Raw genomic sequence first — 17499 nt, forward strand, 5'->3', positions numbered from 1 at the left:
TGTGCCAGGGTTTGGCCAGAAGATGGCGCCGGACGGTTTCCGCAGTCGTTGAACCCCTTCCCGTAACCGCCGCGCTCGACCGTCGCCACCATTGGCGGCATGGAAAAGAACCGCCTACTCGTTGCCATCGCCGCCTGCTCGTTCCAGCTTCCCCAGCTGGAGGATGGCAGCGCCTGGATTCAAGTCACTCCAGCTGGTGAGTTCCGGCCCACGGACGGGCGCCCCATGGACGTGCCGGCCTGGCGGATCGATGCCGCCAGCGCCGCCGCCGTGATCGACCGGGCCAGGGCACGCAAGACACCGCCTGTCCTGGACTATGAGCACCAGACCCTCAAGAAAGAGGAAAACGGCCAGCCGGCGCCTGCTGCCGGCCGCTTCCTCGATTTCGAATGGCGCGAAGGCTCCGGCCTGTGGGGCCGTGTCGAATACACCGCCCGCGCCGCACGGATGATCGAGGACGGTGAGTACCTCTACTTCTCGCCGGTCTTCAGCTACGCCCCGGACGGCACGGTCCTGTCGATTCTGATGGGCGCCATCACCAACGACCCCGCCATTGATGGCATGGAGCCGCTCGCCCGCCGAGCGGCGGCCACCTTTGGCCTTTACCCCACCCAAGAGGAAACCTCCGTGGATGAACTCCTGAAAGCCATCATCGAGGCGCTGTCGCTCAAGGAAGGGGCGACCGAGGCCGAAGCCATCGCCGCCCTGACCGCGCTCAAGCCGGCCTTGGACGCACAGGCGGCCAGCCTGGCCACGCTGCGCGAAACCCTCGGCTTGGCCAGGACGCCAGCGTCGAGCAGATCGCCGCCGCCACCAGCCAACTGAAAAAGGCCGACCCGAGTCAGAAACCCGACCCGGCCAAGTTCGTGCCCTTGGAAGCTGTGACGGACCTCCAGGAGCAAATCGCCGCTCTGACCGCACGCCTCAATGGTGGCGAGCTGGACAGGCTGGTCGGTGCTGCGCTCCAGGACGGTCGCCTGCTGCCCTCCCTGGAGCAGTGGGCACGCGACCTGGGCGGTAAGGACATCGTCCAGCTCAAGGCGTACCTGGACAAGGCCGCGCCGATTGCCGCGCTGACCCGCCTGCAAGGCCGCCAGCCGGAGGGCGACACCCACAACCTCACCGACGCCGAGATGGAGGCCGCCCGTCTGACCGGGATCAGCCCCGCCGACTACGCCAAGGCAAAAGGAGCCTGACCCATGGCCATCATTACTCCGGCGCTGATTAGCGCACTGAAAACCTCGTTCCAGAAGCACTTCCAGGACGCCCTGGCGACGGCACCCAGCACCTACCTTCAGGTTGCTACGGTGATTCCGTCCACCACCGCCAGTAACACCTATGGCTGGCTGGGGCAGTTCCCCAAGCTGCGCGAGTGGATCGGTCAGCGTGTCATCAAGGACATGGCGGCCCAGGGCTACCAGATCACCAACAAGCTCTTCGAATCGACCGTGGGCGTAAAACGTACCGACATCGAGGACGACAACCTCGGCGTCTACGGACCGCTCATGCAGGAAATGGGGCGTGCTGCCGGCGCGCATCCCGACGAACTGGTCTTCGCCCTGCTCAAGGCCGGCAACGCCAATCTCTGCTACGACGGTCAAAACTTCTTCGACACCGATCACCCGGTCTATCCGAACGTGGATGGCACCGGCACGGCGACCACCGTTAGCAACCTGTTCGCGCCGGCCGCTGATCCGGGGCGGCCTGGTATCTGCTCGACACCAGCCGCAGCCTCAAGCCGTTGATCTACCAGGAGCGCATGAAGCCGTCGTTCACTTCGTTGACCAAGGAAGACAACGAGCAGGTCTTCATGGCCGACGAGTACGTCTACGGCGTGCGCTCCCGCTGCAATGTCGGCTTCGGCTTCTGGCAACTGGCGGCGATGTCCACCGAAGAACTGAACCAGGTCAACTTCGAGAAAGTTTACGACGCCATGCGCAACCAGAAGGCCGACGGCGGTCGTCCGCTGGACATTCGTCCGAACCTGCTGGTGGTGCCGACCACTCTGCGCTCCAAGGCCAAGGAAGTGGTCGGGGTGCAGCGCCTGGCCAATGGCGCGGACAACCCCAACTTCTGAACTGGTCCAGGTACTCGATACCGCCTGGCTCAACTGATAGCCCCAGACGGAACGCCTGCCAGGCCAAGGATGGCCACCTTCTTCCAGCTACAGGAGACACGACATGGCACGCCAGAACTCTGCGGCCAAGACCACCGCAAAATCCAAGACCGATCCGGCGACCGAAAAGCCCAAGGACGAAACTCTGCCGGGCTCCACGGACGCCACTTCGTCCACCGCACCCGAGGCATCCGCCGCCAAGCCCCAAACTGCTCCGGCGACCGAGAAGCCCGAGGACGACACTCTGCCGGACTCTATGGACGACGCTTCGTCCACCGCATCCGAGACGCCCGCCACCAAGCCAGCCAGCGCCTCGGACGAGGTCGAGGGCGTCTTTGTTCGGGCCACCGTCGAGCGCCGTTGCCGAGCGGGCTTCTGCTTCGACAAGGAAGGCCAAGGCTTCGCTGACGGCGTGCTGAGCGACGAGCAGCTGGAGGCTCTGGAGTCGGACCCGCTGCTCAAGGTCGAGCGCTGCACCTTTTCCGGCAACCAGGTGGGCGAGTGATGAATCACGCCATTGCCCAGTTGGATATCGCCGCGCAGATCGCCGAGCACAACGCTCCAATCAGCGAGGCTCAGGGTGACGCCGCTCAGGCCGAGTTGCAGCACCAGGTTGCCGCCGACTGCCGCGAGGCGCTCGACGTCCTGGAACAATTGGAGTCGCCGCTGTGAGCTACTGCACGCTGGCCGACCTGATCGAGCAGTACAGCGAGCAAAAATCCGCGAGGTGAGTGACCGCGTCAATAAACCGGCCACAACCATCGACACGGTTATCGTGGATCGCGCCATCGCCGACGCCGACTCAGAAATCGACCTGCATCTGCACGGCCGATACCAGTTGCCGCTCGCCAGCGTGCCAACGGCGCTCAAGCGCATTGCCTGTGGCCTGGCCTACGCCAATCTGCACATCGTTCTAAAGGAAGAGAACCCGGTCTACAAAACGGCCGAGCATCTGCGAAAGCTGCTGTCGGGCATCGCCAACGGCAAGTTGAGTCTGGCCCTGGATGCTGACGGCAAGCCGGCGCCCGTAGCCAACACGGTGCAGATAAGCGAAGGCCGTAACGACTGGGGGCCGACTGGTGAGCGACCCGTTCGACTACCTGTTCCTGGAACCGTTGCTGATCGAGCGTATCCGCTCAGAGGTTCCTGGGCTGGCCATCGTTTCCGGGGTGCCCGATCTGGCGGCCTTGAGTGAGCAGGACCAGCCCGCCCCCAGCGTCTATGTCGTCTATCTCGGCGACGAAATAGGCACCGGAGCGGATTACCAAGGGGGCAGGCGCGCCATTCAGGCCATCGGCCAGCAATGGGCGGTTGTGCTGGTGGTGCATTACGCCGACTCGTCGAACTCCGGCGAAGGAGCGCGCCGAGAGGCAGGACCGCTGCTGGGACGGCTGGTCAAGGCACTGACCGGATGGGCTCCAGCCATCGATGTGGCGCCGTTGGCGCGCAGCGCCCGACAGTCTCCTGTCACCTACGCCAGCGGCTACTTCTATTTCCCCCTGGTGTTCACCGCCAGGTTCGTCTACCCGAGGGTCAAGTCATGGAAACCGTAAAAGTCACGATCATTGCTGAGAACCCCAACCACACCCACGCGGGCAAGCCGGTGGCCAAGGGCGACGAAATCGAAGTCACCCGCGCTGCGGCCCAACTGCTGCTGCGTAAGAAGCTGATCGAAAAGATTCCGAAATCAGCGCAAGGCTCGGCCGTTGCCGACAGCGACAAATAAGCCACCGAACTAGGAGGGTGCCGATATGGCCCAAGTCGAAACGTACTACTACGGCCAGGGTAAGCTGAAGCTGGCCATCCATACCGCTGCCGGGCTGACTCCGTGGCGCTGGCTGGGCGACGTGTCCGCGCTCAGCGGTGCGATGGAAGAAGAGTCGATGAGTCACCGCGAATCGTACTCTGGCAAGAAGGTAAAGGTGCGCGAGTGGGGCATTTCCCCTCGTTGAACATGACCGCAACCCTGCACAGCCTGGACGTGGACAACGTCGCCCTGTTTTCCCAGGAACCGCCAGCACCGCCGCAGCCGGTACTGTGACCGGTGAGTTGCTGCCGGCCGGCCTGGAGGCAGGTGACCAGGTTGTATTGGAGAACCCTGGCGTCAGCGACCTGGTGATCACCGATAGCGCGGGTACGCCCGTCACGCTGACCGAGGATCACTATTTGCTGGAGCCCGCGTTTGGGGCGCTGGAAATCCTCAGTCTGCCGACGTCGCCGGCTCCGACCCAGCCGTTCATTGCCGCCTATGAGTACATGGCCAGTAAAGCAGGTTACGTTGCTGTCGGCGGCTAAGCGCTCCAATGTGGCCCTGCGTTACGAAGGCATCAACCTGGCTGAGGACGGCGCGCCGATCATCGTGGAGATTTACAAACTCTCCCCAGGGCTGCTCCAGGAACTGTCGCTGATCACCGACGGCAACGACGTGGCGGGTATGCCTGTGAGCTTTTCCGCGCTCCTGGATACCTCCAAGCCGGCCAATGGTCCGTTGGGGCAGTTCGGCCGCATTATCCAGGTGGGCTAAGCCATGGCGAAGCCGAAGGCGAAAGCGGCTGCTCCCGATGGCAGCCTGGAGGTTCTGTTTCCCGACCGTCAACTGACGGTCGGGGGCGTCGAGGTGACCGTCCGCGAGCTGAGTTTCAGCGAGCAACTGCGCCACAACCATCTACTCGCGCCGCTTGGCGACAGCCTGGCCGCTATTCCCCCGCAGAAGATGGACAGCCCGGAGTCGATCAACGTCATCTTCGACGCCCTGGCCTTGCACGCTGACGCGCTGCGCGAGCTGATCGCGATCAGCTGCGGCCAGTCTGTGGACTGGGTGGACACTTTGCCGCCAGACGAAGGTGAAGCCCTGGTGCTGACCTGGTGGGAGGTGAACAGCGGTTTTTTCGTCCGACGGCTCTGGCGTCCGCGCCTCCTGGAAATGGCACTGGCCGCGCAGCGCTCTGGAGCCGAGTCTTCGCCGACCTCATTCGCGCCGGCCACCACCGCGACGCCCTCAACAACTACACCCGGCGACAGCTGATTCTCTTTTGGGAAGAGGCGCAAGCGGCTGAGCGCCGCGAGCAGGCCCGAGACATTAACGCGGTGATGTACGGAATGGTGGGAGGCACGGACGCCACCGCCTTGCTCCGACAGTTGGAATCCTGAAATGGCGAACAATCAGCAACTGACACTGGCCCTCCGCATCCGCGCCGATCTGAACGACGCCCAGGACGCCCTGCGTCGTCTGAACGGTAATGTCGATGAACTGGGCCAGAGCACCAGGACAGCGGCGCGGGATGCTGATCAACTGAATGCCGCCACCCAGCGTATCGGTGGCGGCATGACGGCCCCTGCTGCCTCCATCAAGGCCGCTGCGCTGGGGCTGGGGCGCTGTTCAGCATTCGGGAGATCATCCAGACCACCGACGCCTGGACCAACCTCCAGAACCGGCTGCGCCTGGTCACCAGCACCCAGGCTCAACTGGCGGCGGTGACCGCTGACGTATACCGCATCGCTCAGCTGACCAGCTCAGCGCTGGACTCTACCGCCACCGTCTACCAGCGTTTCGCGCAGAACGCCGACCGGCTGAACATCAGCCAGCGGCAAGTCGCATCGCTGACTGACACGGTGGCCAAGTCCATCGCGATTTCAGGCGCCAGTGCGCAGAGCGCCGAGGCGGCCCTGGTCCAGTTCGGCCAGGCTCTGGCGTCGGGCGTTCTGCGCGGTGAGGAATTCAACTCGGTCAGCGAGCAGGCGCCCGCGCTGCTGAAAGCAATTGCCGATGGCCTCAACGTCAATATCGGCGAGCTTCGCAAGATGGCGAACGAAGGCCAGTTGACAGCTGATGTCCTGGTGGACGCCTTGAGCAATGCGGCGGCCGGCGTGAACGATCAGTTCGCCACCCGCATCAAGACCGTTTCGATGGCAGTCCAGGAACTGGAGAATGCGTTCACTCGCCTGGTAGGTGAGTTCACCAATGGCCGAGGTGCGGGCGAAGCGCTGGCCGGTGCCATTTCCGGGGTCGCCAATGTCATGGACGGCCTGAGCGATAACGCCGAGCTACTGGGCACCGCCCTGGATGCCGTGATGGTGACGGCAGCCGGGCGAGCGGTGGCGGCCATCACCGGGCTGACCACTACCTGGCTCAGCAACGCGGCGGCCAGCCGCGCCGCTGCCATCGCCGCCGCTCAGAAAGCCACGGCCGACGAAGGCGCCGCCGTGGCGGCACAGCGAGCCGCTGCCCAGGAGCTGCAACGGGCCAAGGCCGCTGTCGCCTCGGCAGAGGCCGAGGTGGCGGCCAGCCGCGCCCGCCAGACCGCCAGCCTCCAGAACCTTCGGGACGTCCAGGCCGCCCTGGTCGCGGAGCGCACGCTGGAGCAGGCCCGCCTTCAGGCGCAGATCACCGATATTGGCCGGCAACAGTCCCTCGCTCGCCTGGCTGAGCTGCGCCTGTCCGAAGTGGCCATTATCAGGCAGGTCCAGGCCGCAGAGGCGGCGCTCGCATCCACGACGCTGGCGTCTTCGGCCGCCGTCACCGCCGCCTATCAGCGTAGGACCGCCGCAGTCGCGGCCGCCGCTTCGGCACAACAGGCCCTGACGGTCGCCACGAACAACGCGAATATCGCCTCTGCGGCCGCCGCTGCGGCATCCAGCTTCCTGGCTCGCGGCATGGGAACAGTGACGGCGGTCGGTGGCCGGCTGCTGGGGTTCCTGGGCGGTCCCATCGGCGTTATCTCGATGATTGCCATTGCGGCCACGGCGTTCCTGGACTTCGGTAGTGACGCCGAGTCCGGCATGGACCGTGCCGCCAATGCAACCGAGTCGGCTAGCGTCCGCATCCGCAACGCCTCGCGGAACATCATCCAGGCGCTGAACCTGGGTGACCTGAAGACGGCCAACTACGACCAGCTCGGCAAGAGCATCGAGCAGATCAAGCAGCAACTGGCCGAGGCCGAGCAGATACAGCAGCGTGCCGAGGCCCTCCAGGACACGGACGTTCCTACGGTGCCGGGCATGGACCTCCCGAGCCTGGACGAAGCCAACGAACGGGTACAGGCGCTGACCGGAGCCCTGCGCAGGCTTGAGGCAGAACGAGCCGGCGACCGCTTCAAGAACGTGCGCGAGGGCAAGCAGTACCTGGAGAACCTGGAGCGCCAGAACGAACGCCTACAGAACCTCACCGCGACAGAAGAAGCCCTGAACTACCTGCGCAAGGAAGGTATCGACGCCACGTCGGAGCTGGGTAGGAAGATCCTGGATCAGGCCGCCGCCAACCAGAAGCTGGACGCCACCAACAAGGCCGAAGCCGAGTCCAAACGCCAGTCTGAAGCGGCGGCGCGCAAGAGCGCTCAGACGTCGGAACAACTGCGCAAGAGCCAAGAGGGCTACGTCACCCAGCTGGAACGCCAGGCGGCCCTGCTGGGTATGAATAGCGCCGAGGTTCGCGCCTACGAGCTGGCCGAGAAAGGACTTACCGGAGCGCTAAGGGCCAGGGCAGAAGCTGCCCTGGCTGCTATCGATGCCGACGAGAAGAGGCGCCAAGCCGATGCCAATGCAAGCGCCAATGCCGACCTCCAGGCCGAGTATCTGCGGGCGACCGGGCGCACCGTTGACGCGGGGCTGCTGGAGATTCGGACGAAATTTGACGCGATGCGTCGGGACTTCGAAAAGGCGGGCAACGACGCCGGCCTGGCCTGGATCGACAAGCTAATCCCCGTCGCCGAGGCCAAGGTCCGTCTGGATGACGTCAAGCAGAAGATGGACGACTTACTGGCCGAGCAACAGCGAGCTGAGTCATCCGTCAACGTCCAGCAGGATGCCGGCGTTATCAACGAAATGGACGCTCGGCAGCGAATCCTGGACATTCACCGAGCGACTTACGAGAAGCTCCAGCAGATTCGGCCGATCCTGGAACAGATGGCCCGCCAGCCTGGCGAGGTCGGCCGAGCTGCTGCTGAATCGCTCGCCCAGCTGGAAGCTGAAGCGGAGCGACTCCAGCAGACCACGACGCTGCTCGAAACCACCTTGCGGGACGGGCTCACTACCGGCTTTACCGACGCTATTAAGGGACTGGCTTCCGGGACCATGGACTTGCGCGACGCCATCACGTCGCTGGGCGAGGCTGTACTAAATGCCCTGGTGAACATGGCGGCGCAGAACCTCGCGCAATCGCTGTCCAGCGGCATCATGGGGCTGTTTGGTGGCGGCCAGCAGGACACCAGTATGACGACCGGCGCGGCGGCTGTTACCGCGTCGGCCGGCGCGCTTTCGACCGCTGGGGCGTCGTTGCTGACTGGGGCTGCCGCAATCCAGGCCGCCGCCGCATCCCTGGCCGCTGCTAACGGCGTCCAGGGCCTGGGCGCAGCCGGTGGCGCGGCGGGTGCGGCCGGAGCAGCGGCGGGTGGCGGCAGTTGGTGGTCCTCCATCGCTGGAGCGTTCGGTTTTGCCAGCGGCGGCCATGTACGCGGCCCCGGTACGTCCACCAGTGACAGCATTCCAGCTCGCCTGTCGGACTGGGAGTACGTCACCCGTGCCGCCGTCGTGAAGCAACCTGGCGCTCTGGCATTTCTCGAACAGTTCAACCGTTACGGCATGGCCGCACTGGCCGGCTGGGCGAATCCTGTTCGTCACGCAACGGGCGGACGTGCCGGCATTCCCGCCCCCAACCTGCCGGCCCCCGTCCGTGTCGGCGCGAACCTGCCCGAACCATCCAAGAACTTCAGTACCTCGGTCGCCAACTCGATCTACCTGCACGCCGTTCAGGACACGGATCAGATGGCGGCCGACATGTGGGCCGGCAAAGGCGGCGAACACTTCCTGGTCTGGCTGAACAAGAACCGCCAGGCCGTCAAGCAGATTATCTAGGAGTCCCATGGCCACCGAATTCGGCACCGCCGTCAACCACGCCGACCTGGTCGAGCGCCTGGTCCAGTTCCTCACCGTGAGCCCGGACCTGGTCGCGGCTGGGCAGGCCTACGAAAAGGTTTTCGACAACACCATCCCCGCGTCCGGCACGGCCATCGCCGTGCGCCAGGTGACACTGCGCGCCCCAGGCCTGGGCGGCACCGACGCCATCTACATGGGGATTCAGAGTTATGGCGATACGGCGCTGGACTACTACAACCTGCGCCTGATGGGCGGCACGGCGTTTAATCCTGGAGCGATCCCGCCCGGTGGCGACTACTGGACCGCGTTTGCCAACTACAGCCCACGGGTTCAGGCGCTGCTGTGGAACCAGCCCATGCCGTACTGGTTCTTCGCTAACGGCCGACGCTTCTGGATCGTCGTGAAAGTCTCGACGATCTACGAGTCGGCCGGCGCCGGCTTCATCCTGCCACCCTGTCCGCCGTCGCAGTATCCGTACCCGCTTGCCGTCGTGGGCTCCTACCGTGGTGACGTTGCAACTCGCTGGTCAGACGTCAGCGACCGGCACCGAGGCATCAGCAGCCCCTACGAGCGAAGCTGCTATCTCCGCGATCCTGCCGGGCGCTGGCTCGGTTTCACTGTAGACGGAGGGGCTGCCAACGAGTCCGACTACAACAATCGGACGCTCCTCCCGCTGGGCTGCGGCCGTTATGCGGGCAGCAGTGACACCGTGGTCAAACAACTGCGGGATTCATTCGGGAAGTTCCCGCTCAAGGCGCTGTCGTTCGTCACCCGCGAAACCGAGGGTCGCCGAAACCTGGGCGACTTCGACGGCGCTTTCTACGTGCCAACGCTCAACTCCGGCGCCGAGGACGTGATTGTCGAGGACGGAGTGGACCACGTTGTTTTCCAAACCGCCTGGCGCTCGGGCAACCCCTGGCTCTACGCGATCAGGAAGGACTGACATGGCCTATTTCACAGGAACAGCGAACAACCCGGCCGACTTGCTCGCCAAGGTGCGCGTCCACGCCGAGTCGCTCGGCTGGGTCACCGACCGCGCCTCGGCATCGGAATGGCTTTGTCACAACGCTGATGGGTACTGGTCATTCAATGCCGGAGCCAATCAGTTCCAGATGGCGGGCAATACGGGGTTCGATAACAGCCTGGCGTGGAACGCGCAGCCCGGTAACTCGGTGCAGAACAACCCTTATTCGTCGAAGGGACCGACCGTCGCACAGCTGAGCGGTGGGCCGTTCACGCGCTACCACCTGTTTGCCACGGCGGCCTATCTGCACCTGCACGTCGAGATTGCGGCCGGTCAGTTCCGGCCGGTGATGATTGGCTCGCTCAACAAGCGCGGAGTCGAATACAGCGGCGGCCAGTACGTATGCGGCTCCGTAATCTATCATACGGGCCAGATGCTGACATCGAGCTGGTCCTGTCATCCGTTCGACGGCTATCACGTTCGCTATAGCGACGGTGGTTGCGTACTGCGTGTGGATGGCCTGGATGGCGGCCCCTCGCCCGACTGGCTGCCATTCGACTACACGACGACCATCCCCGGCGGGTCATCGGGCCAGGCCGTGGAAACTACAGAAGTCAGTACCATCCTGACGTCGGACTGATCGACGCCAGCGCAAACGAGCTGAACAGCTCGACCACCACTGTGCCGTGCGCCATCTATGCGTTCGGCGCTCAGCAGCGCTCGCGCTACGTGGGCGAAGTGCCGGACTTTGGCATATGCAACATGGCCTTCCTCGCGCCTGGTGATCCGCTTGTCGTCGGTAGCGACACTTGGCGCGTCTATCCGTTGCTCCAACGCGGAACCGCTACCGACTTCGACAGCGCCAGCGCCTGGGTCGGCTATTGCTTCCGGGTGGTCGAGTGATGGCGACGTTTCCAGGGTTCCAGGTGCCGAAGCCTGTGGAGGGGATCGTTGCCGGCATCACGCCGAATATCGACGCCCTGGAGCTGAACCAGGACATCAGCCTTGCAGCGGTCGCGGCCTCGACCTGGGCCGGCGCCTATGGGGCGCATCAGCCGGTAGAGGTGATCCATTCGACCTACCAGGCTGTCCACCAAAGCGCTCTGGAAGAGAACTACTACAACCGCCTCTGGTTGATTCCGACCGCAATGGAACTGGGCAACGTCGTCAGCACCCAGATACGACCGGCATCAGTCTGGAACGCTTATTTCAGCCCGCGCATGCTGACCGCTATCGACCGCGAAGCCGCAGACGGCATTACGCTGTCCGGCCAGGCTTCGCCGCCGCTGGGTTTTGCCGCCCTGGAGGAACGCACCTGGACGGTCAGCATTGGCACCGACGGCCCGCCCGTAGTCAATGCCCGGATCATCTGGAGGCTCCAGGGCGAGCCGGACCTGGCCCTGGTCATCACTGGCAATCGCATCATCGCCTGGACGTTCGCGCCGGACTGGGGCGACAGCATCGTCGAACGCCTGAGCGCATCGACAAATATCCTGCAAAGCGAATCGGCCGTGACCCAGCGCCGAGCCATGCGCCTGGCGCCGCGCCGAGAGTTCGAAGCGAACATGTACGCGGTGGATCGCGAGCGGCAGTTGCTGGACATGACGCTGTTCGGCTGGGGTGCGCGCATTTGGGCGCTGCCGATCTGGCCTGATATCCAGCTGCTCCACCAGCCGCTGGCGGCCGGGTCGCTGAGCATTCCGTGCGACACGGCCGGCCTCGACTTCCGCGACGGCGGTCTGGCGATGCTGCGCGGCGAGGACGCTTTACTTACGAGGTCGTCGAGGTCAAGACGGTGACCGCCAGCGGCCTGGACCTGGTGCGGCCCGTCCAGGCCGCGTGGGGAACTGGCTCGCGACTGTACCCAGTGCGCACCGCGCAGCTGACCGAACAGCCCACGCTGACCCGGCTGACCGATACCGCGCAGTCTGCGCGGGTGTCGTTCCTGTGATGGAACCCAGCAGTTGGCCCGAGGTGATGCCGGCGACGATGTACCGGGGGCGTCCTGTCCTGGAACAGCGCCCCGACGAAAGCGAAGACCTGACGTCGAGCTATCAGCGCCTGCTGTCCACCCTGGATAACGGCAGCGCCATTCCCCGCGTGACCGACGTCGCCGGCATGGCGCTGCCCGTCATCGGTCATCGCTGGATCGGCATGGGCCGAGCCGAACGGTCGGCGTTCCGCAGCCTGGTCTATGCGCTACGCGGTCAGCAGAAGCCGCTGTGGGTGCCGACCCACGCCGACGACCTGACCCTGGTCGCCACCGTCTCGCAGCTGTCCACCGCGCTGGACGTGCGCAATATCGGCTATGCCCGTTTCGCCAATGGTCGGCCGGGCCGTCGCGATATCCGCATCGAGCTGTACGACGGCACCGTCTATCACCGACGCATCCTTACCAGCACCGAGCTGGACGCCGACACCGAGCGCCTGGCCATCGACGCCGCCCTGGGCCGGCTGGTCGAGCCTGGCGACGTGGCGCGCATTTGTTTCATGGCGCTCTGTAGCGCCGCAAGCGACGTGGTCGAGATTGAGCACGTCACCGACAGCGAGGGCGTCGCCACTGCCGCCCTGACGTTCAAGGGGGTTCGTGACGATGAGTTTTAACAGCCGCGAAAGCTCGCTCGCGGATGGGCAGCCGGTGCGGCTGTACCAGTTCAGCCGTGGCGCGATCCGCTGGAGCTACAACAGCAGCGACCGGGACATCACCTACCAGAACCAGATTTTCCGCACGGTCCAGGGCGGCATCACCGACAACGGGATCATCTGTTCCGGCGATCCGCAGTCCGACCAGTTCGTCATCACCGCGCCGGCCGACCTCGATGTCGCGCTGCTGTACAAGACCCGGTCGCCGAGTGATGCCATCGACCTAGTCGTCTACGACATGCACTACGGCGACGCCGAGGCAGCGGTTTCCTGGGTAGGCCAGATTGGCGATGTGGACTGGCCGACCATGGATAGCTGCCGCATAACGTGCGTGTCCGAAGACGAGCTGATGGACCAGCCGGGCTTGATCGACACCTACTGCCGCACCTGCACGGCCATCGTTGGCGACCACCGTTGCAAGGTCAACCTCGTCCCGTATCGCGTGACGCTGACGCCGCAGAGCATCAGCGGCTGGGTGATCTCCAGCGGCGTGGTCGCCGGCTACGCCGATGGGTGGTTTACCGGGGCTATGTGGAGTGGCAGGTGGACGGCGATAACTACGACCGCCGCTTCATCGAGCAGCACGCCGGGGCCGATCTGCACATCCTGGGCGGCACCGAGGGCATTCCGGCGGGGAGCCAGCTGCGGGTGTATCCGGGTTGCGACGGGCTCGCGGAAACCTGCGACAGCAAATTCGGCAACATCCTGAACTTCCGGGGCTTCAACAAGCTGCAAGGCAGGTCGCCGTTCGACGGCGACCAGGTCTGGTGAGGTAGGCCATGGACCCGATCACAATCAATCTCGCCATCCTGGCGGCGTCGTACATCCTATCCAGCGTCCTGGCGCCGAAACCGCAGAAACCCAAGCCAGCAGCATTCGATGCCGCTGACTTCCCGCTATGCGAGGAAGGGGAAGATCAAGCGGTGGTGTTCGGCCAGTGCTGGTCGAAGTCGTGGATGGTGCTGACGGTAGAGCGCCGCCGCATGAAGGCCATCAAAACCAAGGCGAGCAAGAAATGATCGTGACTGTACAGCACCTGCACACCGTCCCGACTTGGACTACCCGGCAGGGCTACTGCCACGGCCGGGCGCGGGAATTCTTCAAGCGCCACGGCCTGGACTGGATGGCGTTCTTGCAGGACGGCATCGACTCTGACCTGTTGATCGCGACTGGCGACGCGCTCGCGCTCAAACTGGTTGAGCACGCGCGCCGGGAGGTGGCTGATGGGCGCTAAACCCAAGGCTCAGGTGGTCGGGTGGCGCTATTACTTCGACATCCATTTCGCCCTGGGCAAGAAGGTCGATGAAGTCTGTGCTATCCGGGCGAGTGGTAAGACTGCATGGAAAGGGTCAATCACCAGCAATGGCCAGGTCCGCATCAACGCGCCTGAGCTGTTCGGCGGTGACAAGGGCGAAGGCGGGCTCGATGGGACGCTGGATGTCCTGTTCGGTGAAGAGGACCAGGGCGTCCTGCCGCGCCTGGCGGCGATGCTCGGCGGCCTGGTGCCGGCATTCCGGGGGCGTTACCACGTGCTTCTATTCCGGCCTGGTGACTTCGGTTAACCCGTACCCGAAGAAGTGGGAGATTCTGCGCCGAGGCGGGAACCGCTTGTGGGACGGCAACCCTGGTATCCCGAAAAGCAGTTTGTCTGGCTAGCGGACGGTCAGATCAAAGCGATGAACCCGGCGCATATCCTCTATCTCGTCTACACCGGCCGGGACTTCCGGGGCTGGCCCGCACAAGAATGGACGAGGCGAGCTGGCGGGCTGCTGCCGACACGTTGTATGCCGAAGGCTTCGGGCTGTGCTTTGAGTGGACCCGGTCCGACAGCTTCAAGAACTTCTGCGAGACGGTGAAATCGCATATCGGCGCCGAGGTTTACCCGAACCGACAGACTGGACAAATCAGCATCCGCCTCCTGCGGGACGACTACAGCGTTGCAGACTTGCCGCTGTTCGACGAGGACAGCGGCCTCCTGGAGATCACCCAGGAGAAGACCGGCTCGACCTCGCTCGCGCCGAGCCAGCTTATCGTCAAGTACATCGACCAGACCGACGGCGCGCAGCGCCAGGTCATCGTCAACAACAACGCGGTCGCCGCTTCGCAGGGGCGGCGGTCGTCCGAGGAAGTCGAGTTCCTGGGCGTGCCGACTGGCGAGCTGGCCGGGCGAGTCGGGGAGCGGGAAATGCGTCTGAAGACAACCGGCCTGAAGCGCTATAAAGGCGTATTCGACCGCCGCGCCCGCAGCCTGAACCCCGGCCAACCGTTCCTCATCCGCTCGACCCGACGCGGCATCCCTGAAACCGTCGTCAGGGTCGGCCGGATCGAGGACAACTTCCTCGGCGACGGCAAGATCACTCTGACCGTCGTCCAGGACCAGTTTAATCTGCCGGCGACAACCGGCGTGGCGCCACCGCCACCGGGCTGGATTCCGCCCGACCGGACGCCTCGGGCGATCACTGTGCGCCGACTGATCGAGGCGCCATATCGCGAACTGGCCGGCGTGATCGATCCGGCGAATCTCCAGCTCCTGGACGTGTCCGCATCCTACCTCGCTGCGCTGGCCGAGGCGCCGACAAGCTTGTCGCAGAGCTACACCCTGACCGACCGCGTCGGCAGCTCTGGCGCGTTCGTTGATCGAGGAACCGGGGATTGGTGCCCGACCGGCCTGCTCGCCGCCGAGCTGCCGCTGGCGGCCGGGCCGAACGTGGTCACGCTGACCAACGCCAGTCGGCTGGAGGACGTCACTGTCGGCCAGGCCGCTGTGGTTGACGACGAGATAGTCCGGGTCGATGCCGTCAACTATGCCAGTGGCACCGTCACCCTGGCGCGCGGCTGCGCCGATACCGTGCCGGCCAAGCACTTGGCCGGGGCTCGGGTCTGGTTCTACGACACGTTCGAAGCGGTGGACGAGACGGTATACAGCCAGGGCGTGACGCTCCAGGCCCGGCTGCTGACCAACACCAGCGAGGGCCAACTGGCCCCGGCGCTGGCCGCCACCGACAGCCTGACGCTGACCGGGCGCCAAGGTAAGCCGTACCCGCCCGGCCAGTTCCGCATCAACGGCAGCGCGTACCCAACGAAGGTCTACGGGGCGCTGTCGGTGAGCTGGGCGAAGCGCGACCGGATCGGCCAGGCCGACCAGTTGATCGATACCACTGTCGGCAACATCGGGCCCGAAGATGGGGCGACGGTGACGCTCCAGGTCTACAGCGGCACGACGCTGAAGCGCACCTATGCCGGCCTCACATCCAGTAACTGGTCCTATCCGCTGGCCGAAGACGTCGCTGACGGCCCGCTCCAGGACGTGCGCCTAGTCCTGCGCAGCGTCCGCGACGGAATCCAATCCTGGCAGCAACACGACATCACCATCGAACGACACGGCCTGGGCTTCCGCTTGGGCGAAGACCTTGGAGGCGTTTCCGCATGACTCTCTATATGGGGCCTAACACCGGCCTGCTGATCAACGGCTTGCCGGGAGAAGGGCATTACAGCGATCTGATTCGGATGTGGCGCTGGGATGACTTTCTGAGGCAGCCGGTCGTCAGGGGCGCGTCGCCGCGCTCCCGACCAGCGGCCAGGCCGAGGGGGACACGTACATTTTCACTGGCTCCGGCTCCAATCAGAACCGCCTAGCGCGCTGGTGGGCAACGGGCGCCACCACGGCAATTTGGGAGTACATGCCGCCACGGCTGGGCTGGCGTGTCCAGGTCGCAAACGAGACGACGCCGAGCGGCCAGGTCAAGACGTATGAGTATTCCGGCACGGCGTGGGTCGAGCTGGTGGGCGGTATGTCGGACGCGCCCAGCGACGGCAGCAACTACGCACGCAACAACGGGGCGTGGGGAAACTTGGGACCGCTGCCGTGGCAGACCTCAACGGCATGCCGTTTCTCAATCTGATGCCCGACAGCGGACGATTCGCCGGCATCATCAATCCGCTGATTCTGCGCTTCACCGGGTCGTTTTCCAGCACGTTCCTCTCGCCGTGGAACGGGGCGACGATTACGGACGGCGGGAAGTATATTTACGACAACACCACAAACGGCGGGACGGCGGGCAACATCAACCAGCGCGTCCAAGATTTGCTAGTGGCGATGGGACGGCCGAGCGGTAGCCTTGCCCGCTACGGGGTGGAGTTCTATACCGCCCTGGTGACAGCAGGGCCGAACGCGACAACGGGTTCCTCTGGGCTCGACGGGACTACCCGCTATCTTCAAATGACCAACGTATCGCGAGCGCTGTTCATCGCCGATGGATGGAGTACGGCGGTGATGTGGGTGCGCGCTGAAACCGGATCGCTCCATTTCATGCCGGCGGGGGTTCCGACGACAGATTACCGGATATGGCTTAACGGCGAACCCGTACTACCGGGGCAGGTACTAACCCCCGCTGATGGATGGAAGCATGTCCGCCTTTCGAAGCGATCCGCGCAAGGGTACGACAACGGTTTTCCGTACTTCCACATGACTCTAGGCGGGGTTGCGGCTATGGCGTGTCCCGCTTTCTTCGGGGGGCTAGTTGACCCCGGAATCCACTTCGCGCCCATTGCAACCGTCAACTCACAGAGTGCATGACCATGAAACGAGTTCTACTGAAAGGCGAGTTCTTCGCGGAATGGGATGGCACGCTGGACGAGGCCGCCGCACTCGCTGGCGTCCCGGTCGGCGACCTGGCGTTCCATCCCGACGACCTCCTCGCAGAGGTCCAGGAGCTTCGCCGCCAGGCCTATCGCACCGAGTCCGACCCGCTGCGCCTGGAGGCCGAGTTTGACGCCATCGCTACCGGTACAGAGCCGGACCTGGAGGCATGGGTCGCGGCCGTGCAGGCGATCAAAGAACGCTATCCGCTCCCCCAGTCCTAAGCGTTTTGATAATTGTGACCAACGTCTCCTTTTGCTACGGTCC

At 64.4% G+C, this 17499-nt stretch carries 15 protein-coding genes and 7 pseudogenes; all 22 read left to right on the forward strand.

Features of this window, described 5'->3' with window-relative positions; all coding sequences use genetic code 11:
• Positions 1-225: 225 nt before the first annotated feature.
• The 22 genes and pseudogenes from LE197_RS37290 to LE197_RS11965 all read left to right on the forward strand — a co-directional run bounded on the left by LE197_RS37290 (position 226) and on the right by LE197_RS11965 (position 17456).
• Positions 226-1196, forward strand: a pseudogene (locus tag LE197_RS37290) (phage protease).
• 3 nt (positions 1197-1199) lie between these two features.
• Positions 1200-2114: pseudogene (locus LE197_RS37105) on the forward strand (Mu-like prophage major head subunit gpT family protein).
• A gap of 66 nt (positions 2115-2180) precedes the next feature.
• Entirely contained in the window at positions 2181-2621 is a 441-nt protein-coding gene (locus tag LE197_RS11860; protein ID WP_015987644.1) for a hypothetical protein, read from the forward strand.
• Positions 2621-2788, forward strand: coding sequence for a hypothetical protein (locus LE197_RS11865; RefSeq protein ID WP_003094562.1), 168 nt, complete (start codon positions 2621-2623; stop codon positions 2786-2788). Before LE197_RS11860 ends, LE197_RS11865 begins: the two co-directional genes overlap by 1 nt.
• A gap of 55 nt (positions 2789-2843) precedes the next feature.
• Positions 2844-3311 carry a DUF1320 domain-containing protein gene (locus LE197_RS11870; protein ID WP_264086480.1) on the forward strand — a complete coding sequence of 156 codons (468 nt, stop codon included), beginning with the start codon at positions 2844-2846 and terminating at the stop codon, positions 3309-3311.
• Positions 3196-3669: a hypothetical protein gene (locus LE197_RS11875; protein WP_015987645.1), complete on the forward strand. Its 474-nt coding sequence runs from the start codon at positions 3196-3198 to the stop codon at positions 3667-3669. Before LE197_RS11870 ends, LE197_RS11875 begins: the two co-directional genes overlap by 116 nt.
• Positions 3657-3842, forward strand: a complete 186-nt coding sequence (locus tag LE197_RS11880; protein ID WP_015987646.1) for a hypothetical protein — start codon at positions 3657-3659, stop codon at positions 3840-3842. Before LE197_RS11875 ends, LE197_RS11880 begins: the two co-directional genes overlap by 13 nt.
• A 25-nt stretch (positions 3843-3867) precedes the next feature.
• Positions 3868-4068, forward strand: coding sequence for a hypothetical protein (locus LE197_RS11885; protein WP_226034043.1), 201 nt, complete (start codon positions 3868-3870; stop codon positions 4066-4068).
• An 85-nt stretch (positions 4069-4153) separates the two neighbouring features.
• Entirely contained in the window at positions 4154-4411 is a 258-nt protein-coding gene (locus tag LE197_RS11890) for a hypothetical protein (RefSeq protein WP_226034044.1), read from the forward strand.
• A 10-nt stretch (positions 4412-4421) separates the two neighbouring features.
• A complete protein-coding gene (locus tag LE197_RS11895) occupies positions 4422-4640 on the forward strand; it encodes a hypothetical protein (RefSeq protein WP_226034045.1) in 219 nt (72 codons plus the stop codon).
• A 3-nt stretch (positions 4641-4643) separates the two neighbouring features.
• A complete protein-coding gene (locus LE197_RS11900; RefSeq protein ID WP_014604052.1) occupies positions 4644-5141 on the forward strand; it encodes a DUF6631 family protein in 498 nt (165 codons plus the stop codon).
• Positions 5142-5267: 126 nt separating this feature from the next.
• Positions 5268-5594, forward strand: coding sequence for a hypothetical protein (locus tag LE197_RS11905; RefSeq protein WP_226034046.1), 327 nt, complete (start codon positions 5268-5270; stop codon positions 5592-5594).
• Entirely contained in the window at positions 5558-8965 is a 3408-nt protein-coding gene (locus LE197_RS11910; RefSeq protein ID WP_237043634.1) for a tape measure protein, read from the forward strand. Before LE197_RS11905 ends, LE197_RS11910 begins: the two co-directional genes overlap by 37 nt.
• 7 nt (positions 8966-8972) lie before the next feature.
• Positions 8973-9929, forward strand: a complete 957-nt coding sequence (locus tag LE197_RS11915; RefSeq protein ID WP_015987650.1) for a hypothetical protein — start codon at positions 8973-8975, stop codon at positions 9927-9929.
• 1 nt (position 9930) lies between these two features.
• A pseudogene (locus tag LE197_RS11920) lies at positions 9931-10853 on the forward strand (hypothetical protein).
• Positions 10853-12554: pseudogene (locus LE197_RS37110) on the forward strand (hypothetical protein). Before LE197_RS11920 ends, LE197_RS37110 begins: the two co-directional pseudogenes overlap by 1 nt.
• Before the next feature lie 34 nt (positions 12555-12588).
• Positions 12589-13364: pseudogene (locus tag LE197_RS11940) on the forward strand (phage BR0599 family protein).
• An 8-nt stretch (positions 13365-13372) separates the two neighbouring features.
• Positions 13373-13612, forward strand: coding sequence for a hypothetical protein (locus LE197_RS11945; RefSeq protein WP_015987654.1), 240 nt, complete (start codon positions 13373-13375; stop codon positions 13610-13612).
• Positions 13609-13827 carry a hypothetical protein gene (locus tag LE197_RS11950; RefSeq protein WP_015987655.1) on the forward strand — a complete coding sequence of 73 codons (219 nt, stop codon included), beginning with the start codon at positions 13609-13611 and terminating at the stop codon, positions 13825-13827. Before LE197_RS11945 ends, LE197_RS11950 begins: the two co-directional genes overlap by 4 nt.
• A pseudogene (locus tag LE197_RS11955) lies at positions 13817-16023 on the forward strand (phage tail protein). Before LE197_RS11950 ends, LE197_RS11955 begins: the two are co-directional and overlap by 11 nt.
• Positions 16020-17169 (forward strand): annotated as a pseudogene (locus LE197_RS37115) (hypothetical protein). The pseudogenes LE197_RS11955 and LE197_RS37115 overlap by 4 nt, the downstream one beginning before the upstream one ends.
• Positions 17166-17456 carry a hypothetical protein gene (locus LE197_RS11965; RefSeq protein WP_016068309.1) on the forward strand — a complete coding sequence of 97 codons (291 nt, stop codon included), beginning with the start codon at positions 17166-17168 and terminating at the stop codon, positions 17454-17456. The pseudogene LE197_RS37115 and the gene LE197_RS11965 overlap by 4 nt, the downstream one beginning before the upstream one ends.
• The last annotated feature ends 43 nt before the right edge of the window (positions 17457-17499 follow it).

This window comes from Pseudomonas sp. PS1(2021) (genome assembly GCF_020405165.1).
Lineage (GTDB): Bacteria > Pseudomonadota > Gammaproteobacteria > Pseudomonadales > Pseudomonadaceae > Pseudomonas > Pseudomonas aeruginosa.